The following is a 20,730-nucleotide window of genomic DNA, read 5'->3' as shown; positions in this document are numbered from 1 at the left end:
CGCCGCCGCTCAGGCGCTCGCACCCCCGAGGTAGCGCGCCTCAAGATGTGACCGGAACGCCACCGTGCCGAGCTTCGTCCCGGTGGCGCGGGTGAGCAGGTCGTCGGTGTCGAGCAGGCTACCCACCGCGTGGACATGCGCGCGGAGCCAGTCCCGCAGGGGACCGAATTCGCCCTGCGCCAGGCAACCCGGCAGCTCCGGCTCGGCTGTGCGGGCGGCCCGGAACAGCTGCGCGGCCGCGAGGGCGCCGAGCGTGTAGGTCGGGAAATAACCGAACGCCCCGCTCGGCCAGTGGATGTCCTGGAGGCAGCCGACGCGGTCGTCCGGCACGGTGAGGCCGAGGAGATCGCGGAGGCCGTCGTTGAAGGCCCCTGGCAGGTCGCGCACCGCGAGGTCGCCCGCGATCATCGCGGTCTCCAGCTGGTAGCGCAGGAGGATGTGGGCCGGGTAGGTCGCCTCGTCGGCATCCACCCGGATGAAGCCGGGCGCGACCCGGGTGTTGAGCGCATGCAGGTTCTCCGGCGACCATTCGGACCCGGATCGCCCGAACGCCGTCTGCAGGAGCGGCGCCAGGAAGGTGAAGAACTCCCGGCTCCGGCAGGCCTGCATCTCGACGATGAGCGACTGGCTCTCGTGCAGGCTCATCCCCCGCGCCGCGCCGACCGGCTGGTTCCGCCACGCCGCCGGCCGGCCCTGCTCGTAGAGGGCGTGCCCGGTCTCGTGGAGAACGCCCATCAGCGCCCGGCCGAAATCGGCCGCGTCGTAGCGGGTGGTGATCCGCACGTCGTCGGTGGCGCCGCCGCAGAACGGGTGCAGGCTGATGTCGAGCCGGCCGCGGGTGAAGTCGAAGCCTACGGCCTCCATCAGCTTCAGGCCGAGGTCGCGCTGCACCGTCACGTCGAACGGGCCGGCGATCGGGAGCGGCGCCGGCCGGGATGCCTGGATCTCACGGGCGCGGGCGATCAGGGCCGGCAGCCAGCTAGACAGGTCCGCGAAGAGCGGGTCGATCGTCGCCCGGCGCATGCCGGGATCGTAGCTGTCCAGCAGCGCGTCGTAGGGATCGAGGCCGAGGGCCGCTCCCTTCGCCTGGCCGATCTCCCGCTGGAGCCGCAGCACCTCGGCGAGGTGGGGTTCGAGGCGCGCGAAATCGGCGTCGCGCCGCGCCTCGCGCCAGACCATCTCCGAGCGGGATACGGCGCGGGAGCTGGCCTCGACGAGGTCGCGCGGGACCGCGGTGGCGTGGGCCTGGGCGCGGCGCATCTCCCGCAGGTTGGCGGCGGCCCAGGGTTCGAGGCCCCCGCCCTGCTCGGCCGCCGCCAGCTCATCGGCGGCCTCGGGGGCGGTGAGCATCCCGTGGGCGAGCCCGCGCAGGATCGCGAGCTGGTCCCCGCGGGCCTCGGCGGCGCCGTCCGGCATCAGGGTCTGCGCGTCCCAGCCGAGGATCCCGGCCGCGCCCTCGAGGGCGGCGAGGCGGGCGAAGCGCTGTTCGAGGATCTGATAGGCGGTCATGCGGTCTCCGGTCCGGTACGTCTCGCGGCCTGGCGCTGCGGCCATTACCCGGCCTGAAGCATCTCCAGCTCCAGCCAGCGGTCCTCCGCCTGCGACAACTCGGTCTCGGCCTGGGCCAGCATGGCCGAGGCCTTGTCGAATCGGGCCGGATCGCGGGCGTAAAGTTCAGAATCGGCGAGGATCGTCTTGAGCTGGGCGATCGCCGCTTCCAGCTTCTCGATGCGGGCCGGCAGGGTCTTCAACTCGTGCTGGTCCTTGAAGCCGAGCTTGGGCTTGCCCGCGGGCTGGGTGGCCGGGGCGGCACGCTCGCGCGGCTCCTTGGCCTTCGTCGCGACGGTCCGCGCCTCGATGCCCTGACCGCGCTGGACCAGCATGTCGCTGTAGCCGCCGGCATACTCGACCCAGCGGCCGGCGCCCTCGGAGACCAGCACGCTGCCGGCCACGCGATCGAGGAAGTCGCGGTCGTGGCTCACCAGGATCAGCGTGCCCTGGTAGTCGCCCAGCATCTCCTGGAGCAGGTCGAGGGTTTCCAGGTCGAGGTCGTTCGTGGGCTCGTCGAGCACGAGGAGGTTGGCGGGCTGGGCCAGGGCCCGGGCGATCAGCAGCCGGTTGCGCTCGCCGCCGGACAGAACCGAGACCGGCGTGCGCGCCTGCTCGGGCGTGAACAGGAAGTCCTTGAGGTAGCCGATCACGTGGCGGCTCTGGCCATTCACCGTGACGCTGTCGCCGCGCCCGCCGGTCAGCACGTCGGTGACGGTCATCCCGGGCTCCAGTACGGCGCGGGCCTGATCGAGCACCACCGGCAGCAGGTTGGTGCCGAGCACGACCTGCCCGACATCCGGCGCGAGCCGGCCCATCAGCAGGTTGATCAGGGTACTCTTGCCCGCGCCGTTCGCCCCGACGATGCCGAGCCGGTCCCCCCGCATCACCCGCAGGGACAGGCCGTCGACGATCTTGCGCTCACCGTAGCTCTTCGCGATGTCGCGGGCCTCGACGACGAGGCTCCCGGAGGATTCGGCGTCGGAGGCCTGCATGCTGACGCTGCCCACCGGGCGACGCACCTCGCGGCGGTTCTGGCGCAGCTCGTGCAGGTTGCCGAGCCGGCGAACATTGCGCTTGCGCCGCGCCGTTACCCCGTAGCGCAGCCAATGCTCCTCGGCGACGATCTTGCGGTCGAGCTTGTGCTGGTCCCGCTCCTCCTCCTCGAAGAAGGCGTCGCGCCACGCCTCGAAGCTGGAGAAGCCCTGGTCGATCCGGCGGGTCTCGCCGCGGTCGAGCCAGATTGTGGCTCGCGACAGGGCCGAGAGGAAGCGCCGGTCGTGGCTGATCAGCACGAGGGCGGCGCGGGTGCCCTTTAATTCCGTCTCGAGCCACTCGATCGCCGGCAGGTCGAGATGGTTGGTGGGCTCGTCGAGGAGCAGCACATCGGGCTCGGGCGCAAGCGCCTGCGCCAGTGCGGTGCGGCGTCCCTCGCCGCCGGAGAGCTTGCTGGGATCCTCGGCACCGGTGAGGCCGAGGCTCTCCAGCAGGTATCGTGCCCGGTGGGTCGATTCGCCCGGCGGCAGGCCGGCCTCGACGAAGTCCAGGGTCGTGGCGAAACCCGTGAAATCGGGTTCCTGGGCGAGATAGCGGATCGTCGTGCCGGGCTGGACGAACCGGCGCCCCTTATCGGGCTCCGCCAGACCGGCGGCGATTTTCATGAGCGTCGACTTCCCCGACCCATTCCGGCCGACGAGGCAAGTGCGCTCGCCCGGCGCGATGGCGAGGCTCGCGTTCGTGATCAGCGGCGTGCCGCCGAAGGTGAGTGCGACGTCCTGGAGGGTGAGGAGCGGGGGAGCGGCCATGGGCCGGCTTATGGCAGCGTGGGGCGGCCGGTTCAAACGGCGCCGCCCCCTTCTGTAGACGCCCGGTCAGGCGATCGGATTGGCAGGGCCGGTGGGCGGGCTGATCTCGGGCGCGCCGGGATCATTGACCGGGATCTCGGGCGGCTGGATTCCGGGCGCTTCGGCCGGCGTATTCCCGGGGATTTCCGGCCCGGGCGGCTGCGTCGGCGCTTGCGGCGGATCGTACGGCCGGTCCGGGACCGGCGCCGGCTGCGGCGGCACCTCTGGCACCTGACCCGGATCTGCGAGCGTGAAATCGGGCACCTTCATCCTCCGCGAGACCGACGGTGCAGGTCCGCACCGTTTCGGCGGAAACAAGGTCCGGCCGATCCGGTTCCGGAGCGCTACTTCTTCGTCAGCAGCAGGTTACCCTCCTTGCTCGCCACCTTCTGGATCTTCTCGGCGAACAGGGCGAGGAGGAACGGCAGTTTCACCTCGAGGCGAACGCTCTCCGCGCCCACATCGATCGTGCCGGCGATTTTCTGGGCGACCGCGGACACACCGAAATCAAGGCGGTCACCCGTCCAGGCAAGCTGGTCGACCGTGATGCCGCTCTTGGCCAGGAAGGCCCGCGCCTGATCCGTGCCGTGCTCAAGGCGCCGCTTGGCCTCATCGCGGCCGAGGTCGTGCGGGATGTCGACGATGAGGGGCTTGGGCATGGGGGGCTGATCCGAACTGAACCCGGCAGCAGATGGTGCGTCCGGGTCCAGCAGACAACGCCTCAATCGCGGCCTCGCCCTTTCGGGGCAGAGGCGGCCTGGCGCGTGCGCCGCACCTCAGGGCTCAGTGCAGGACCTGCAGCGACACGTAGGTGGTGCCACCCATGCCGAGGGCGCGGGCGGAGCCGCGCGACAGATCGATGATTCGGCCGCGCACGAAGGGACCGCGATCGTTGATACGCACGACCACCGCGCGGCCAGTCCGCTGGTTCTCGACGCGGACCCGGGTTCCGAACGGCAGGCTGCGATGGGCGGCGGTCAGTCCGTTGGGGTTGAAACGCTCGCCGTTCGCGGTGCGATGGCCGCTGCCATACCACGAGGCTGCTCCGCTTTGCGCGGCGGCCGGGAGGCTGGTTCCGATGACGGTGGACAGCATTCCAAGTGAGACAACGAGCTTACCGAAACCAAACGACATTCGCGACGCATTCCCTTTGTTGTTATCGGGGCGGCGCCAGTCGTTTCAGAAACCGGCCGGAATATGGCAGGCATTTCCAGGCGGTTGCGGTCACATTTTGGCCGATTTTATGCTGGTCGCGCTCAATACATAAGCAATTATTTCAGTTTATTTCCGCTCTTGTTGAGGGTGATGCATTGGTGTGTCGTTTTGCGTATTCCCGAAGAACTGTTCACGTCAGTCTGCGGCGCGGCAAAATGGGATCATTTTCTTAAGCCCTGCACCGGGTGTAACCCTGCGTCCCGCTGAGATGGAAGCGGCTTGCGCCAGACCGGTCATTTGCGACGATGATTGTCATGCGCTGCCGTTTCAAAAGGACAGGCCGCCACGGCCGCGAAGAGCCGGAAGGATGGAGTGTCATCGCCACGTCGGAGAGACGTGGCGTTCCAGAGTAACAGCTGTTTAATCTGTCGGAGCATTGCCCGGGCGCCAGGTCGGCAAAATTTGCAGCCCCAGAACGGGACGCGTCGTCGTCGAATTCGACAACGTGACCTTTACCCTATCGGAGGCATGGTCTGCCGGTCAGTCGCGTAACCGGTGTTTGCCATGGCTTCCCCGCGTACCGTGGCTGCCGACGCCGTCGCCCGGAAACAGGTCTCGCGTGCCGGGCGGCCCGCGTCGGCGCCACGGATGGGTCTCGTACCCGCCCAGCGTTCTCTGCCCCTCGACCAGGTTGTTGTCGGGGACTGCATCGCCGCCATGAACGCCTTGCCGGCGTCGAGCGTCGACTGTGTGTTCGCCGACCCGCCTTACAACCTCCAGCTCGGTGATGCCGGGCTGCTGCGCCCGGATCAGAGCCGCGTCGATGCCGTCGACGACGACTGGGACAAGTTTGCAACCTTCGAGGCCTACGACGGCTTCACCCGGGACTGGCTCGCGGCCTGTCGCCGCGTGATGAAGCCGAACGCGACCCTCTGGGTGATCGGTTCGTACCACAACATCTTCCGGGTCGGGAGCGCGTTGCAGGATCTCGGTTACTGGATCCTCAACGACATCGTCTGGCGCAAGGCCAACCCGATGCCGAATTTCCGCGGCAAGCGCTTCACCAATGCCCACGAGACCCTGATCTGGGCCTCGCGCTCGGCGGAATCGAAGGGCTACACCTTCCATTACGATGCGCTGAAAGGGGGCAATGAGGATCTCCAGATGCGCTCCGACTGGTTCATCCCCCTCTGCACCGGCGAGGAGCGGCTGAAGGATGCGGAAGGGCACAAGGTCCATCCGACCCAGAAGCCCGAGGCCCTGCTCGCCCGGACGCTGCTGGCGGCGACCAATCCCGGCGACGTAGTGCTCGATCCGTTCTTCGGCACAGGCACGACCGGTGCCGTCGCCAAGCGCCTCGGGCGCCGCTTCATCGGCATCGAGCGCGAGACGACCTACGCAGAAGCAGCTCGCGCGCGGATCGCATCCGTCGAAACCCTATCGAAGGCCGCACTCATGGTGGCGCCGACCAAGCGCGCCGAGCCGCGGGTGCCGTTCCTGTCGGTGATCGAGGCGGGCCATATCCGCCCCGGCGAGATCGTCACCGACGAGCGCCGACGCTTCCGCGCGACAGTGCGCCCGGACGGGCAGCTCGATAACGGTCTCGTCATCGGCTCGATCCACAAGATTGGCGCCCTGGTCCAGGGCTTGCCGGCCTGCAACGGCTGGACCTTCTGGCACGTCGAGCGCGGTGGCAAGCCGGTGGCGATTGACACCTTCCGGGCCGGTCTCCGCCAGGCCATGGCGAACGGCTGAGCCCGTTTCGCTTCGAAGCACTCGACGGCTGCGGCGAAGCCGTCGACCGGTGAAGGCGACGATTTTCGTCCCGGCTCCGTCATCTGTGGTCTGCGAATCCGGTCACGGACTCCACAACCGCGCCGGAACCGTACTGTCGCGCTAGGGACTATGACGACGGCGGCTCTGGATTCTGGGCCTTCGCCTGCGGCGGGGCCCGGAACGACGGCGCGATTGCGTGATCACCGTCTTCGGCCCGGACTCCGGCGCCGCGGAGTGGTCGATGCTGCAGGCGGCTCCTCCTCCCCCTCGAGCAGATCGTCCGTCTCGGGCGGCGCGGGGGGCGGCTTCGGCTGGGGCTTAGGCACGGCGCGCACACGCGGACGCTGCTCGGGATCCGGCATCGAGACCGGCGGCTCCATCGCCGCGAGAAGCGGCATCGGCGGCGGCTCTTTCTTGGGGCGCCCGCGCGGCTTCTTCTCGGATTCCGGCTTCGGATCGAAGGCGTGGGCCAGGACCTTCAGCATCAGACCGGGCAGCGGCTCGTCGGCGAGGGCGCTGCGCGGTGTGAAACGCATGCCGGCTGGCACCGGCGTCGACAGCGCGACGCGGGCCACGAACACTGTCAGCTCCAATGGAAAATGCGTGAAGCCGTGGCGGACGAGCCCCGGGAGCCGTTTCCACCGCGCGTCGAGGGGGGCGTCCAGCAAGGCGGCAGCGCTGTCGTAATTTGGGTCCCAGGCGCTGCCCGGCGGCTCGGCCATGTTGCCGAGGAGCCCCTCGGGGGGGCGCGTCCGCAACAGCACCGCCTCGTCGCCGCTGCGGATTGCTACGAAGGCCGCGCCGCGGCGGAGGGCACCCTTGGCGACCTTGATCTTGCGCGGGAAGGTCTCCTGGGTTCCGAGCGACCGGGCACGGCAGGGCGGCATCCACGGGCAGAGCGCGCAGGCAGGGCGCTTGGGCGTGCAGATCGTCGCGCCGAGATCCATGAGAGCCTGGGCGAAATCGCCCGGCCTGTCCTCCGGCACCAGGGCTTGCGTCAGGCGTCGGATCTCTGGCCGGCTGCCCGGGAGCGGCGTCTCAACCGCGTAGGTCCGGCTCAACACGCGCTCGACATTGCCGTCGACGGCGGCCTCCGGCCGGTCGAATGCGATCGCGGCGATCGCACCGGCCGTGTAGGCGCCGATCCCCGGGAGCTTGCGCAGGCCTTCCGCAGTGTCGGGGAACTGCCCGCCGGCCGCCGCGACGGCCTTGGCGCAGGCATGGAGATTGCGGGCGCGGGAATAGTAGCCGAGTCCGGCCCAGGCCGACATCACCGCATCCTCGGGAGCCTCGGCCAGGGCGAAGACGTCGGGGAAGCGCGTCAGGAAACGCTCGAAATACGGCCGCACCGCCGCGATGGTCGTTTGCTGCAGCATGACCTCGGACAGCCAGACCCGGTAGGGATCCGCCAGCTCGCCAGCGAGAGCCCGCCACGGCAGCACCCGTCGATGCCGGTCGTACCAGGCGAGCAGGTCGTCGGCGCGCGGTCCGGGACCGGGCTTGGATTCCGTGGCTGTGCGAAGCGGCATGGGCAGGTCGACAGGGGTCGCGCTGCATAGCCGGAGCCCCGCGGCGATCATAGGGCGGCGAAAGCGCCGGCGCGTGCTCCCTTCGTCAACGATCCTGCGCTAACCTTCGCGGATCCACAGGGCCGGAACCAACATGGCGCGCGTCAAACCGCTGGCCGAGCTGATCGAGAGCTGCATCGGGCCGGCCTTTGCGGCGCAGGGCTTCGCCTCGACCGACATCCTGGCCGCTTGGCCGGAGATCGTTGGCGAGCGGCTCGCCCGCTACTGCCGACCCTCGAAGCTCGAATGGCCGAAGCGTCGCCGGAAAGAATCCGGCACACCCGAATCCGGCATGCCTGAATCCGGTACGCTGGTGGTGCGCGTCGAAGGCGTCTTCGCTCTCGAGTTGCAACATCTCGCGCCGGTCGTGATCCAGCGGATCAACGCCCATTACGGCTGGGCTTGCGTCTCCCGGATCGTGCTGCAGCAGGACCGGATCGGGCGCGGCGGGCGAGTGCCGTCTCCCGCCCGTATCGATCCCGCTGCCGCCGTCGAGGTCCAGCGTGCGGTCGCGGGGATCGCCGATGACGGTCTGCGCGCCGCCCTCGATCGCCTCGGTACCGCCGCGGTAGCGACACGCCCGCAGCGGTGAACGGTCGATTCGGTCACCTTGCCAGGACGGTCGCGCCCGAGTACCGGCATCGGGACGCCACGACTGATCAATCCGGCGGAGTCTGCCCGATGACGACGCGACGCGACGCTCTCAAGTTCTCCGGCCTCGCCCTCGGCGCCGGCCTCGCCCTGCCTTATCTCGGGTCCCCGGCCCGAGCGCAGAATTCCGATACGGCCGCGCTGTTGCAGCCGGGCCCCCTCGGCGATGTCTGGCTCGGCCCGGCGGACGCCAAGTGCACGATCATCGAATACGCCTCGATGACCTGCTCGCACTGTGCTGCCTTCCATCGGAACACGTGGCCGACCCTCAAGGAACGCTACATCGATACCGGCAAGGTGCGGTTCACCCTGCGCGAATTCCCCCTTGACCCGCTGGCTACCGCGGCCTTCATGCTCGCGCGCTGCCAGGGCGATTCCAAGTATTATCCGATCACCGACCTGCTATTCGACCAGCAGCCGGCCTGGGCCTTCACGCCTAAGCCCGTGGACGCGCTGGAACAGATGCTCCGGCAGGCGGGCTACAACAAGCAAACCTTCGAGGCTTGCCTGAAGGACCAGAAGATCTACAGCGCAGTCAACGCGGTGAAGCAGCGCGGGCTCGACGTCTTCAAGGTGGATTCTACTCCCACCTTCTTCATCAACGGCGAGCGCTACACCGGCGAGATGACCGTCGAGGGCATGGAGAAGGTCATCAAGCCGATTATCGGTGCCTGATAGCGGAGCGAGGACCTCGTGCGCAGCGCGGGTCCGGTGCGTCGCTCCAGGTTGGAATACCAGATCAGAATCAAACACTTACGGTGTATGGGGTTCGCCTTGACACTCAAGATAGGCGAAACTATGGTGCGCCCCGCTTGCTGGGGGTGTCCAGCCGGTTCCACAGCCTCCCGCCCGATGAGTTTTGAGCCGTGACCGGCGACGATCCGAGGGACGGGAAAGGGACCGAGCAGACGCCGACGGACAGCGAACTCTCCGCGAGGCTCAGACGTCTCGAGACGCAGATCGAACGGAAGCGGCCGCAGGCTGCTCCCGATCCTTCAACGCGCCCTCGGAACGGCGGGCCATCCTCGCTGGGCCAGGCCATGACGATCTCAACGGAGTTCGTCGCGGGCGTGATCGCGGGGGGCATACTCGGCTGGATCGTCGATCATGTCTTCGGGACGAAGCCCTGGGGCCTGATCATCCTCCTGATGCTGGGGTTCGTCGCGGGGGTCTACAACGTGATGCGGGTGTCGGGTTTCACCGGCGCGCGCCCGGGACGGCGCGATCGGCAGGAGCCATAAGGCGCGCCGGTCAGTAGGGAATGTGGGGCGGCCGACACCCGTCGGCGCGCCGGACAAGAAGGGCGGAAGCGGGAATGGCGGTCACGATCGACCCGATCCATCAGTTCGAGCTGAAGCCGCTCGTTTCGCTGGGCCATATCGGCCACCAGCAGCTCGCGTTCACTCAGTCGGCCCTCTACATGTTCGCCGCCGTCGGCGTGATCGCACTCATCACCATCGTGGCGACTGCGTCCCGCTCGATCGTTCCGGGCCGCATGCAGTCGCTGGCCGAGATCTTCTACGAATTCATCGCCGATACCGTGCACCAGGCGACGGGCGATGGCGGCAAGCGATTCATGCCGCTCGTGTTCTCGCTGTTCATGTTCGTGCTCATCCTGAACCTGTTCGGGATGATCCCCTACGCCTTCGCGGTGACCAGCCACCTGATCATTACCTTCGGCCTCGCCGCGCTGGTGATCTCCACCGTGGTGATCTTCGGCGTGATGAAGCACGGCACGCACTTCTTCGGCCTGTTCGTGCCCTCGGGCGTGCCGAAGCCGCTGCTCGCGATCTTGGTGCCGATCGAGGTGATCTCGTTCATCTCGCGCCCGATCAGCCTGTCGGTCCGTCTGTTCGCCAACATGCTGGCCGGCCACATCGCGATGAAGATCTTCGCGTTCTTCGTGGTCCAGCTTCTTCTCGCGGGCGCCTGGAGCGTGCTATCGCCGCTCCCGCTGTTCCTGACGATCGCGCTGACCGCTCTCGAGTTCCTCGTTGCGGCGCTTCAGGCCTACGTCTTCGCGACGCTGACGGCGATCTACCTCAACGACGCCCTTCACCCCGGCCACTAGTCATCAGACCTGGCCGGCTCCACCCGCCGCAAACGTCACTGCACGTTTCGATCTGAAGAGACCTCAGGAGTTACCATGGATCCCGTCGCTGCGAAGTACATCGGCGCCGGCCTCGCCTGCCTCGGCATGGCGGGTGCGGGCATCGGCCTCGGCAACCTGTTCGGTCAGTTCCTCGCCGGCGCCCTTCGCAACCCGTCTGCGGCCGACGGCCAGCGCGCCACCCTCCTCCTGGGCTTCGCCCTCACCGAGGCGCTCGGCATCTTCTCGCTGCTGATCGCGCTGCTGCTGCTCTTCGCCGTCTGATCGGCGCCGGAGGCCGCGGAGCCCGCGGTCTCCACGGGCAATCGCCCGATGAACGGGTGGGCGCTCCCTCGGAGCGTCCGCCTTCGTCCGTCACCGCATCAGCGGTGGCTTCAGCGAACGGTGTCAGTGTAGCGGTCTCATGGCGCAGCCCAATCCCCTCACCACGCCGCCCCCGGGCGCCGACACGCAGGTCGTGCCGGGCCATGCCGAGCATACGGAAGCGCATTCGGGTGCCTTCCCGCCCTTCGAGACCTCAGGCTTCCTGGCGCAGCTGATCTGGCTCGCCCTGGCCTTCGGACTCCTCTACTACCTGATGGACAAGATCGCGCTGCCGCGGATCCAGTCGATCCTGCACGCCCGCGCCGAGCGCCTGCGTGCCGATCTGGATCAGGCGCAAGCGATGAAGGCCGAGGCGGACGCCGCCGGTGTGGCCTTCGAGACCGCTCTCCGGGACGCCCAGGGCAAGGCGCGCGACATCGCGCAGACCACCCGGAACGCCCTGGCTGCCGAAGCCGAGACCAAGCGCAAGGCGCTGGAGGAGGAGCTGAACGCCAAGCTCGCAGCTTCCGAGGCGACCATCCGCACGCGGACCGAGGCCGCCATGGGCAACGTCCGCTCTATCGCAGGCGAGGCCGCGTCGGCGATCGTCGAGCGCCTGACCGGACACGCTCCGGACCGGGCGAGCCTCGACCGCGCCCTCGACGCCACCGCTCACTAGACGGGATCCCACGATGCTGCTCGAAGCCGAATTCTGGGTCGCCGTCGCGTTCGTCATCTTCATGGGCATCGCCTGGAAGGCAGGCGCCTTCTCGACAATGACCAAGGGCCTGGATGGCCGTGCCAACCGCGTCCGCCACGAACTCGACGAGGCCAAGCGCCTGCGCGAGGAGGCTGCCGCCGTGCTCGCAGACTACAAGCGCCGCCGTGCCGAGGCCGAGAAGGAGGCCGAGTCGATTGTCGCCAGCGCCCGCGAGGAGGCCCAACGCGCCGCCGAGGAGGGTCATCGCAAGCTTGACGACTTCCTAGCCCGCCGTACCAAGGCTGCCGAGACCAAGATCGCCCAGGCCGAGGCCCAGGCCGAGGCACAGGTCCGTGCCGCCGCCGCGGAGGCGGCCGTGAAGGTCTCGGAGACGATCCTGCGCGAGCGGATGCAGGGCGATGCCGCGCAGGGTCTGATCCGCGCGAGCCTCGGGGAAGTCCGGACCCGCATGCGGTCCTGATCTGCAAGCAAGATCGCAACGTTCGAAAAAGCCGCCTCCGGGCGGCTTTTTTCATGGCGGGTGGCGCTCGTCTTCGCGCGCAGCACAGAAACCCTGTCGGCGCCATGTTCATCCCCGTCGCAATGCCCTGGATCGCCCGCCTGTGCTGCAATGGCGAAGTGGCTCCGCCTTTTCCGCGGCGAACGTCATGGCCCTGACGGGGGTTTGCGACGCGCGGGGGATGCGGAGACGTTATGGCAGGCAAGGCACGGATCGTGATTGTCGGCGGCGGCGTCGCGGGCATCGAGCTGGCCACCAGCCTCGGACGGGGCGGTTCGGCGGACGTGATCCTGGCCGATCGCAGTCTGTCGCATATCTGGAAGCCGATGCTCCACACCTTCGCGGCCGGCACCGCTCGGGCCGACCGGCAGAAGGTGAATTTCTTCGCCCAGGCGTGCCGCAACGGCTTCCGCTTCCAGCCTGGCGCCCTCGTCGGCATCGACCGGCGGGCCAGACGCGTCCGGCTCGCCGTCGAGGCCGCGGAAGGGCGTCCGGAGGTGGAACGTGCCTACGATCTGCTCGTGCTCGCCATCGGCAGCCGCGCCAATGATTTCGGCACGCCAGGGGTCGCCAAGCATTGCTTGACTATCGACGACCTGGCCGAGGCCGAGCACTTTCACGAACAACTCCGCTGCCAGCTGCTGGCGCGGCTCGACGGCGGCGGCGTGCTGGAGATCGCCATCGTTGGCGGCGGAGCCACCGGTGTCGAGCTGGCCGCCGAGCTGAAACATGCCATCAACATGCTCGCGGCCTACGGCTCGCCGGACCTGCCGGGGCGCCTGCGCCTGACGCTGATCGAGAGCGGGCCGCGCCTGCTGCCGGCCTTTCCGGAGAAGGTCTCCCGGGCCGCCGCCCGCACCCTGTCGGATCTCGCGGTCGAGGTCCGAACGGGCGCGATGGTGACGGCGGCGGATGCGGCCGGCTTCGTCCTGAAGGATGGCACCCGCATCTCGGCTGAGCTGAAGGTCTGGGCGGCCGGCGTGAAGGCGCCGGATGTGCTCGCTGGCCTCGACGGCCTGGAGCGCTCGCGGACCGGGCAACTCGTCGTCGGTGCCGACCTGCGCACCACTCGCGACCCCGCTATCATCGCCCTGGGCGACTGCGCCAGCCTCACCGACCTGCGAACCGGCCAGCCCGTACCGGCAACGGCACAGGCCGCCCGACAGGAGGCTCAGCACCTGTCTCGGCATCTCGGCCGGGCATTGTCCCGCGGCGAGGCCCCGGCGACGCAGCTCCCGCCGTTCCGTTATGTCGAGAAGGGCGCCATCGTCTCGCTGGCCGACTTCAACGGATGGGGCACCCTCGGCCGCTATACCTTCGGCGGGGGGCGCCTGAATGGGCTTTCCGCACGGCTCACGCACGATCTGCTGTACCGGCAGCACCAAATCGGTCTGTACGGTCCGCTGCGCGGGACGATGACCTGGATGCTCGACGACCTCGACCGCCTGATCAGCCCACCTGTGCGGCTGGATTGAGCCTGTCTACTGGGAGGCACCATGGCGAGCGGCGTGTCGCAATCCGGCTGCGCGCCGTTGATCGATGTTGCATCGGCGCGGGCGACTTCGCGGCGCACGTGCTGACCGGGCGAAATCCACCGACATGCGACGGTCTCAATCCGGCCGCTCGCCCTCCACCGCCTTCGTCTCCTCAACCTCCGGGGCGACCTGCCCGTAATTGAGCACTGCCACCAGGGCCACGCCGCCGAAGGTATTGCCGAGCAATGTCGGGAGAAAGAACGTTAACCCGTAATCGGCCATCGAGGCGGCCCCCGTGACGACCAGGTAGAATGCCTCGACTGATCCGGCGACGATGTGGGCGAGGCTGCAGAGCGCCACCAGCCATGTCATCAGGAGGATCACGAAGGGCGCTGCGCCGGCGGTCGCGGGCAGGAACCAGACCATCAGGGCGATCATCCATCCGGCGAAGACGGCCTTGATGAACGTCGCCCAGAAGCCGTGCGCGATCGCGTCGTGGCTGATCTCCGCGAAGGCCTTGAGGACCGGCGGCTCGAAGGCGCCGGAATGGGCCAGGAGGGTCGCGATCGCCAGCGTTCCCAGGATGTTGCCCAACAGCACGATCATCCACAGCCGGATGACCCGGAGCGCCGTCTTGACCGAGCGGTCGTGCAGCAGCGGCAGGATCGGCGTGATCGTGTTCTCGGTGAACAGCTGCTGGCGGCCGAGGACGACGACCAAGAATCCGACCGCGTAGCCCATCGAGCTGACGATCTTGGCCCAGTCGGTCTCGGGCAGGTGGCTCCGCAATACGCCTGGGACGATCAGCGACAGTGCGATGCTGAGGCCCGCCGCGAAGGCCGAGAGGAACAGCGCGAGGCCGTGACGGCGGAGTTCTTCGTCGCCTTCGAGCCGGATGACCTCATGCAGAACGTAGGCGTCGGGCCGGCCGATCTCCGAGACTTCCTTGCGCAGTTCGTCGCGGCGTGCCTCCGGATCAGCCCGCTTGTCCTTGTCCCGCACCATCCACCAGCCCCGCTACGCAACCCGATCGTTTGGACAGTGACAAGTCAGGCCGAGAGCCGCGACAGCAGCGCCTCAACGGCGTTGCGCGCCTCGGCGAGCGCGCCGGGATCCCGGCTGCGCACGACGATCCGGTTGCGGAACCCCTCCGGGGTGATCGCCGGATAGGAGCCGATCGAGACGAAGGGCCGCGCCTTCGCGATTTCGCCGAGGCCGCCCGCGTAGGTGCCCTCCGGAAGTCCGGCTGCCTCGATCGTCTCGGAGAGCATCGCCGCGCCGCCCTTCAGCGTCGGGGCGATCGAATCCAGCATGGCCTGCATGATGCTCGGCACGCCGGCCATCACGTGGACGTTGCCGATCCGAAAGCCCGGCGCCTTGGACACCGGATTGGCGATCAGGTCGGCCCCGAACGGGATCCGCGCCATGCGCAGGCGGGCCTCGTTGAGATCCTCGGGCTTGTGCCGCTCCAGCAGCATCGCGCGGGCCCGCTCGTCGACGTCGATGCCGACCCCGAAGGCCTCGGCCACGCAATCGGCGGTGATGTCGTCGTGGGTCGGTCCGATGCCGCCCGTGGTGAAGAGGTAGGTGTAGCGGGCGCGCAGCGCGTTGACCGCCTCGACGATCATGGCGGCTTCGTCGGGCACGATCCGGACCTCGCGCAGGTCGATCCCGGCGGCGGTGAGGAAGTCGGCAATCGTGCCGATATTCTTGTCCTTGGTACGACCCGAAAGGATCTCATCGCCGATTACGAGGATCGCGGCGGTCACGGATTCGGTAGGCTGATTCATGGAACTCTGGCGTCGGGCGGATCCTGCAGGCAGATAGCGCATCCGCAGCCCGCGACTATGTGAACCCCGAGGATCCCATGCAGTTCGCCGCGCCGCTCCTGACGGGTCGGCTCGTGCAGCGTTACAAGCGCTTCCTCGCTGACATCGACACCGATGACGGTCGCGTCACCGTCCACTGCCCCAATCCCGGAGCCATGCTCGGGCTGAACACGCCGGGCGCCCGCGTTCTGCTGTCCCGCTCGACCAACCCGGCTCGGAAGTTGCCGCTCACCTGGGAGCTGGTGGAGGCCGATCTGCCCGGTGGAGCGCAGTGGGTCGGCATCAACACGATGCGGCCGAACGCGCTCGTGGCGGAGGCCTTCCAGGCCGGCGCGATCGCGCCGCTTGTCGGGCACGATGCGCTGAAGCCGGAGGTGCGCTACGCCGAGGCCAGCCGTGTCGATTTCCTGGCGAGCGGCCCGGAGGCCGGGCCCTGCCATGTCGAGGTCAAGAACTGCCACCTGATGCGGCGGGCGGGCCTCGCGGAATTTCCCGACTGCAAGGCCGCCCGCAGTGCCCGGCACATGCGCGATCTCGCCCAGGTCGTAGCCGAGGGCGGCCGCGCGCTCGTGGTCATCGTCGTGCAGATGCAAGCCGAGGCCTTCGATGTCGCCCGGGACATCGACCCGGCCTTCGACCGCGCCTTTCGAGACGCGCGGGCGGCGGGTGTGGCGGTCTGTGCCTACCGATGCACCGTCGGGCCTGCGGGCGTCACGATCGCCGAGGAGATTCCGGTGGTCACGCCGCCCTGACGGCGCCGCGCTCGAACATCAGGTTCAGCCGGGAGCGCGCGATCTCACGATAGCCGCAGCGCGCCAGATGCTGCGGCAGGTCGAGCTGCCATTGGCCGGTGCCGTTCTCAACCAGGAGGATCCGCGGCAGAAGCGCCTCCGGCGCCTCGCGGAGGAACGGCTCCAGGATCAGGTCCTCGGCGCCCTCGACGTCGAGCTTGATGGCATCGACCCGGCTGAGGCCCTCGCTGCGCAGGAGTTCGAGGAGCGTCACCGCCGGCACGGTGATCCGCGCCCCCTCGTTGGTGCCGACGATGCGCAGGCTCGACTCGCCGCGGTTGCGCGGATCGATGAACAGGGTCAGCTCGCCGGCCTTGTCGGCGATCGCGCATGCGACCGCCTTGACGGTGTGGAACGGGTTCTGGGCGATGTTGTAGGTCAGGCGGTCGAACACGTCGGGCTGCGGCTCGACCGCGACGATCCGCGCACCCGGTCCGGAAAAGGCAGCCACGCACAGGGCATAAGCGCCGACATTGGCGCCGATGTCGAGGAAGACGCAGTCCTTCGGCAGACGCTTCTCAAGGAGCGCTCGCTCCTCCGGATCGAAGAACTGCGGTGTGAAGAGCACCTTCTTCTCGCAGTTGTTGTTGTAGGGGTGCAGCCGCATCCGCGCACCGTAGCGGGTTACGTCGAGGGGTTTGCCGCCGAGCCGTGCGATGGCGATCCGGCGCAGGAACAGCGCGAGGCGCCGTCCGTACCAGGACTCGGCCGGGATCCGGTTCGTGCGGCGTGTGATCGCCGCCACGAGACCGGACGGTTCATAGGTGCCGTAGGGCTGCGTGTCCGTCATGACCGGGGCGGTTTGCCAGTCGGCGCCGCGACCCGCAAGCGGATCGATCCGCGTTGCTCCCGCGCGCCCGGGTGGTCTAAGCCGTGGCCGAGCTTGATGAACACAGGTTGTGCGGCATGGAGTCCTTCAATTCCGACGGCGTGCGGATCGCCTATATCGACGTCCCGCCTGCCGATGGGGCCGGCAAGCCGATCCTGCTGATCCACGGCTTTGCGTCGAACCACGCGGTCAACTGGGTCAACACCCAGTGGGTACGGGCCCTGACTCAGGCCGGCTACCGCGCGATCGCGCTGGACAATCGCGGCCACGGCGAGAGCGAGAAGCTCTACGACCCGGCCGCCTACAGCTCCGAGGCGATGGCCGGTGACGCGATCAGGCTGCTCGACCATCTCGGCATCGCGCGGGCCCACGTCATGGGCTACTCCATGGGTGGGCGGATCACCGCCCATATCGCCCTGGACCACGCGAACCGGGTGCGCTCGGCCCTGATCGGCGGCCTCGGGATGCATCTCGTCGAGGGCAAGGGCCTGCCCTCGGGCATTGCCGAGGCGCTGGAGGCGCCCGCCGGAACGCCGGCACCCAACCCAACGGCCGCCGCCTTCCGCACCTTCGCCGAGCAGACCCGGAGCGACCTGCGGGCGCTGGCCGCGTGCATGCGCGGCTCGCGCCAGACGCTGAGCCGCGCCGAACTCGCGCAGATCGAGGTGCCGGTGCTGGTCTCGGTCGGGACGCTTGATACGGTGGCTGGCTCCGGCCCGGGATTGGCCGCACTGATCCCGGATGCGCGGGCGCTTGAGATCGAGGGCAAGGACCACTCCACCGCGGTCGGCGCCAAGCCGCATCGGGACGGGGTGCTGTCCTTCCTGGCCGCGCAGCCCTGAGGCGTCAGCTCTTCAGCCGGTATCCGGTCCGGAAGATGTAGGTCACGAGGCCGAGGCAGATCACCAGGAACAGCGCGGTCATGCCGAGGCTGACCGCGATGTTCACATCCGCCTTGCCGAAGAACGCCCAGCGGAAGCCGCTGATCAGGTACACGACCGGGTTGAGCAGGCTGACCGCGTGCCAGAACGGCGGCAGCATGCCGATGGCGTAGAAGCTGCCGCCCAGGAAGGTCAGTGGCGTCACAATGAGGAGCGGCACGAGCTGCAGTTTCTCGAAGCCGTCGGCCCAGAGGCCGATGACGAAGCCGAACAGGCTGAACGTCACCGCCGTGAGCAGCAGGAAGCCGATCATCCAGAACGGGTGGTCGATCCGCAGCGGCACGAACAGGGCCGAGGTCGCCAGGATGATCAGCCCGATCAGGATCGATTTTGAGGCCGCCGCGCCGACGAAGCCCAGCACGACCTCCAGTGGCGAGATCGGCGCCGACAGGATCTCGTAGATCGTGCCGGCGAAGCGCGGGAAGTAGATGCCGAACGAGGCGTTCGAGATGCTCTGCGTCAGAAGTGAGAGCATGATCAGGCCCGGCACGATGAACAGCCCGTAGGGTACGCCGTCGACCGCCGAGACCCGGGAGCCGATCGCCGCGCCGAAGACCACGAAGTACAGGGTGGTCGAGATGACGGGAGCCAGGATGCTCTGTCCGGCCGTGCGCCAGAAGCGGCCCATCTCGAACCGGTAGATAGACCGGACCGCCGGCCAGTTCATCGTGAACGCGGCGCTCATGCCTGTGCCCTCTCCTCGCGTACGAGGCCCACGAAGATGTCCTCCAGCGAACTCTGCTCGGTGTGGAGGTCGTTGAAGCGGATCCCTGCGGCGGACAGCCCGGTGAGCAGGCCGGTGATGCCGGTGCGCTCGGCGCGGGTATCGTAAGTGTAAACCAGTTCGCGTCCCTCCCCGGCCAGCGCCAGCTCGTAGTCGGCGAGGTCCGGCGGCACCGCTGCGAGCGGCTGCTGGAGATGCAGCGTCAGCTGCTTGCGACCGAGCTTGCGCATCAGCGCGGCCTTCTCCTCCACCAGGATAATCTCGCCCCGGCGGATCACGCCGATGCGGTCGGCCATCTCCTCGGCCTCCTCGATGTAGTGCGTGGTGAGGATGACGGTGACGCCCTGCTGGCGCAGGTCGCGGACGAGGCGCCACATGTCTTGGCGCAGCTCCACATCGACGCCCGCCGTGGGCTCGTCGAGGAACAGAACCCGGGGCTCGTGCGACAGGGCCTTGGCGATCAGCACCCGGCGCTTCATGCCGCCCGACAGGGTCATCAGCCGGCTGTCGCGCTTGTCCCAGAGGGAGAGTGCCCGCAAGATCCGCTCAATATGCCCGGCATCCGGGTTCAGCCCGAACAGGCCGCGGGAGAAGTTCACGGTGTTCAGCACCGTCTCGAAGGCGTCGGTGGTGAGTTCCTGCGGGACGAGGCCGATCACCCGGCGTGCGGCACGATAATCCGCCCCGATATCGTGGCCGTCGACCAGAACGGTCCCCGAACTCGCCGTGACGATGCCGCAGACGATGTTGATCAGCGTCGATTTTCCCGCCCCGTTCGGACCGAGCAGCGCGAAGATCTCTCCACGCTCAACGGCGAGGTCGATGTCGCGCAGGGCGGTGAAGCCGGACGTGTAGGTCTTCGATAGCTTCGAGATGGAGATGATCGGCATCGGGGCCTGGAGCGAACTGGGGCATGCACGGAGCGGCAGCCGTGAGACCGCCGCCGGGCGCGGTGGCCGACCGTGCGGACCGGCTTCGACAACGGGCGCCCCTATAGCATGCTGTATTCACGGCGCTGACGGATCCCGTGTGTGCCACCGCACCACGGGCACCCCGGCCGCTTACGTGCGGCTGTAGCGCTCCACCAGTGCCACGCATTCCTTTCGAAGATCCGCGTCTTCGATGCGCGAGAAGGCCGTGAGCAGAGCGACACATTCCCCCGCGCTCGGACCGCGCCCCCTCGAAGACCCTGCCGGTCTCCGGAATGTCGAGACCGGCATCCTTAGCGCGTCGGCAATCTGGCGAAGCAGCACTTCCCGCTCATCAGCAGGTTTCGCTCTGCCGTCGAGATCGAATCCCCCCGCGTCCGCCATGATCTCTTCGAAACCAATTCTTCAGCCGAGCCAAAACGCGCGGGATGTCCAACATGCGCCGTTCGCGAAGCGCGTGGCTCGACCATTCACACTTTCTCGGCAGGTGCAACCTGCCGTTATGATCCCACCTTCGACAAGGCGCTTGACGAACGACGCGTCGGCAGCCGCGAAACAGCGTAATTTGCTGATTATGGTGCGAGTTTCATCAGAATCCGGTCACAGGCGCGCATAGATGTGCTCCGACAATGCAATCTTCGGTTTCGTGCTGCCCGCGCTAGGCCGCTCTCCGAAGCGTGATCAGCGTAGCCAGGCCGACGAGCGTCACGGCGCCGAGGCCCCGGCGCCAGGGATTCACCCCGCGCAGAAGTTCATCGGCCGCCCACCACGCCAACGCTATATCGGCCCCAAGCGTCAGCCAGGAGGCGAGTTCTCCCCGGTCCCGTGCCAACCAAGCGGCTAGGCTGAAGGCCGCGAACAGCCAGAGCTGCAGGTTGGGCCATTGCGCGACCGTGATCGCTCCGGTGGTTCGGTCGCGGAACATCCAGTCGACCGCCCGCCGGACTGGCTTGCGCGCGGGTGAAGACATGGCTCGATCCTTCGCGCGTCCCAGGAGGAGCGCGTCTTGGCGCGTCCTCGGACCAGAACGAGCGGCT

Annotated in this window: 23 protein-coding genes; 11 read left to right on the top strand and 12 right to left on the bottom strand. The window is 68.1% G+C overall.

Going from position 1 to position 20,730, the window contains the following annotated elements:
* Positions 1–9: 9 nt before the first annotated feature.
* The 5 genes from CIW48_RS08855 to CIW48_RS08835 all read right to left on the bottom strand — a co-directional run bounded on the left by CIW48_RS08855 (position 10) and on the right by CIW48_RS08835 (position 4,526).
* On the bottom strand, positions 10–1,509 hold the full coding sequence (locus tag CIW48_RS08855; RefSeq protein ID WP_149310470.1) for a carboxypeptidase M32: 1,500 nt from the start codon (positions 1,507–1,509) through the stop codon (positions 10–12).
* Between the two features lie 44 nt (positions 1,510–1,553).
* Positions 1,554–3,353 carry an ATP-binding cassette domain-containing protein gene (locus tag CIW48_RS08850; RefSeq protein ID WP_149310469.1) on the bottom strand — a complete coding sequence of 600 codons (1,800 nt, stop codon included), beginning with the start codon at positions 3,351–3,353 and terminating at the stop codon, positions 1,554–1,556.
* A gap of 66 nt (positions 3,354–3,419) precedes the next feature.
* Positions 3,420–3,662, bottom strand: coding sequence for a hypothetical protein (locus tag CIW48_RS08845; protein ID WP_173009217.1), 243 nt, complete (start codon positions 3,660–3,662; stop codon positions 3,420–3,422).
* A 74-nt stretch (positions 3,663–3,736) separates the two neighbouring features.
* Complete coding sequence (locus tag CIW48_RS08840; protein ID WP_012317725.1) at positions 3,737–4,051, bottom strand: polyhydroxyalkanoic acid system family protein; 315 nt, start codon at positions 4,049–4,051, stop codon at positions 3,737–3,739.
* A 124-nt stretch (positions 4,052–4,175) separates the two neighbouring features.
* On the bottom strand, positions 4,176–4,526 hold the full coding sequence (locus tag CIW48_RS08835; protein ID WP_091779684.1) for a septal ring lytic transglycosylase RlpA family protein: 351 nt from the start codon (positions 4,524–4,526) through the stop codon (positions 4,176–4,178).
* Between the two features lie 585 nt (positions 4,527–5,111).
* Here CIW48_RS08835 and CIW48_RS08830 point away from each other — a divergent pair.
* Complete coding sequence (locus CIW48_RS08830; protein ID WP_281407335.1) at positions 5,112–6,302, top strand: site-specific DNA-methyltransferase; 1,191 nt, start codon at positions 5,112–5,114, stop codon at positions 6,300–6,302.
* A 221-nt stretch (positions 6,303–6,523) separates the two neighbouring features.
* On the opposite strand, the gene mutY is transcribed toward CIW48_RS08830, so the two are convergent.
* On the bottom strand, positions 6,524–7,852 hold the full coding sequence (gene mutY, locus CIW48_RS08825; RefSeq protein WP_149310467.1) for an A/G-specific adenine glycosylase: 1,329 nt from the start codon (positions 7,850–7,852) through the stop codon (positions 6,524–6,526).
* Positions 7,853–7,985: 133 nt separating this feature from the next.
* Between mutY and CIW48_RS08820 the strand changes: the two genes are divergently transcribed.
* From CIW48_RS08820 to CIW48_RS08785, 8 genes are all read left to right on the top strand, one after another.
* A complete protein-coding gene (locus tag CIW48_RS08820; protein WP_149310466.1) occupies positions 7,986–8,483 on the top strand; it encodes a DciA family protein in 498 nt (165 codons plus the stop codon).
* 89 nt (positions 8,484–8,572) lie between these two features.
* The gene (locus tag CIW48_RS08815) at positions 8,573–9,217 is read left to right on the top strand and encodes a DsbA family protein (protein WP_091779679.1); all 645 of its coding nucleotides are present in this window, start codon (positions 8,573–8,575) and stop codon (positions 9,215–9,217) included.
* A gap of 191 nt (positions 9,218–9,408) precedes the next feature.
* A complete protein-coding gene (locus CIW48_RS08810; protein ID WP_091779677.1) occupies positions 9,409–9,783 on the top strand; it encodes an AtpZ/AtpI family protein in 375 nt (124 codons plus the stop codon).
* A gap of 74 nt (positions 9,784–9,857) precedes the next feature.
* Complete coding sequence (locus CIW48_RS08805; RefSeq protein ID WP_091779675.1) at positions 9,858–10,613, top strand: F0F1 ATP synthase subunit A; 756 nt, start codon at positions 9,858–9,860, stop codon at positions 10,611–10,613.
* A gap of 75 nt (positions 10,614–10,688) precedes the next feature.
* Entirely contained in the window at positions 10,689–10,916 is a 228-nt protein-coding gene (locus tag CIW48_RS08800) for a F0F1 ATP synthase subunit C (RefSeq protein WP_007566773.1), read from the top strand.
* A 139-nt stretch (positions 10,917–11,055) separates the two neighbouring features.
* A complete protein-coding gene (locus CIW48_RS08795) occupies positions 11,056–11,634 on the top strand; it encodes a F0F1 ATP synthase subunit B' (protein WP_091779673.1) in 579 nt (192 codons plus the stop codon).
* A 16-nt stretch (positions 11,635–11,650) separates the two neighbouring features.
* Complete coding sequence (locus CIW48_RS08790; protein WP_173009225.1) at positions 11,651–12,136, top strand: ATP F0F1 synthase subunit B; 486 nt, start codon at positions 11,651–11,653, stop codon at positions 12,134–12,136.
* Positions 12,137–12,369: 233 nt separating this feature from the next.
* Positions 12,370–13,650 carry an NAD(P)/FAD-dependent oxidoreductase gene (locus CIW48_RS08785; protein WP_149310465.1) on the top strand — a complete coding sequence of 427 codons (1,281 nt, stop codon included), beginning with the start codon at positions 12,370–12,372 and terminating at the stop codon, positions 13,648–13,650.
* Positions 13,651–13,785: 135 nt separating this feature from the next.
* Here CIW48_RS08785 and CIW48_RS08780 read toward each other — a convergent pair whose 3' ends face one another.
* A complete protein-coding gene (locus CIW48_RS08780) occupies positions 13,786–14,655 on the bottom strand; it encodes a formate/nitrite transporter family protein (RefSeq protein WP_149310464.1) in 870 nt (289 codons plus the stop codon).
* A 44-nt stretch (positions 14,656–14,699) separates the two neighbouring features.
* Positions 14,700–15,440 (bottom strand): molybdopterin-binding protein, encoded by a 741-nt coding sequence (locus tag CIW48_RS08775; protein ID WP_149310463.1) that lies wholly within the window; start codon positions 15,438–15,440, stop codon positions 14,700–14,702.
* A 77-nt stretch (positions 15,441–15,517) separates the two neighbouring features.
* Between CIW48_RS08775 and sfsA the strand changes: the two genes are divergently transcribed.
* Positions 15,518–16,231, top strand: a complete 714-nt coding sequence (gene sfsA, locus CIW48_RS08770; RefSeq protein ID WP_149310462.1) for a DNA/RNA nuclease SfsA — start codon at positions 15,518–15,520, stop codon at positions 16,229–16,231.
* Here the strand turns inward: sfsA and CIW48_RS08765 are convergent.
* Complete coding sequence (locus CIW48_RS08765) at positions 16,218–17,060, bottom strand: FkbM family methyltransferase (protein WP_091779661.1); 843 nt, start codon at positions 17,058–17,060, stop codon at positions 16,218–16,220. The two genes, sfsA and CIW48_RS08765, sit on opposite strands and share 14 nt — an antisense overlap.
* 116 nt (positions 17,061–17,176) lie before the next feature.
* On the opposite strand from CIW48_RS08765, the gene CIW48_RS08760 reads away from it, so the two are divergent.
* The gene (locus CIW48_RS08760) at positions 17,177–17,941 is read left to right on the top strand and encodes an alpha/beta fold hydrolase (protein ID WP_091779659.1); all 765 of its coding nucleotides are present in this window, start codon (positions 17,177–17,179) and stop codon (positions 17,939–17,941) included.
* 4 nt (positions 17,942–17,945) lie between these two features.
* Here CIW48_RS08760 and CIW48_RS08755 read toward each other — a convergent pair whose 3' ends face one another.
* The 3 genes from CIW48_RS08755 to CIW48_RS08740 all read right to left on the bottom strand — a co-directional run bounded on the left by CIW48_RS08755 (position 17,946) and on the right by CIW48_RS08740 (position 20,663).
* The gene (locus CIW48_RS08755; RefSeq protein WP_091779744.1) at positions 17,946–18,707 is read right to left on the bottom strand and encodes an ABC transporter permease; all 762 of its coding nucleotides are present in this window, start codon (positions 18,705–18,707) and stop codon (positions 17,946–17,948) included.
* A 14-nt stretch (positions 18,708–18,721) separates the two neighbouring features.
* Entirely contained in the window at positions 18,722–19,654 is a 933-nt protein-coding gene (locus tag CIW48_RS08750) for an ABC transporter ATP-binding protein (protein WP_149310461.1), read from the bottom strand.
* Positions 19,655–20,351: 697 nt separating this feature from the next.
* Positions 20,352–20,663, bottom strand: coding sequence for a hypothetical protein (locus CIW48_RS08740; protein ID WP_246695170.1), 312 nt, complete (start codon positions 20,661–20,663; stop codon positions 20,352–20,354).
* Between the last annotated feature and the right edge of the window lie 67 nt (positions 20,664–20,730).

It is taken from the genome of Methylobacterium sp. P1-11 (assembly GCF_008329595.1).
Lineage (GTDB): Bacteria > Pseudomonadota > Alphaproteobacteria > Rhizobiales > Beijerinckiaceae > Methylobacterium.
Note: the sequence above shows the minus strand (reverse complement) of the source record. Positions and strands in the feature narration are given on the sequence as shown.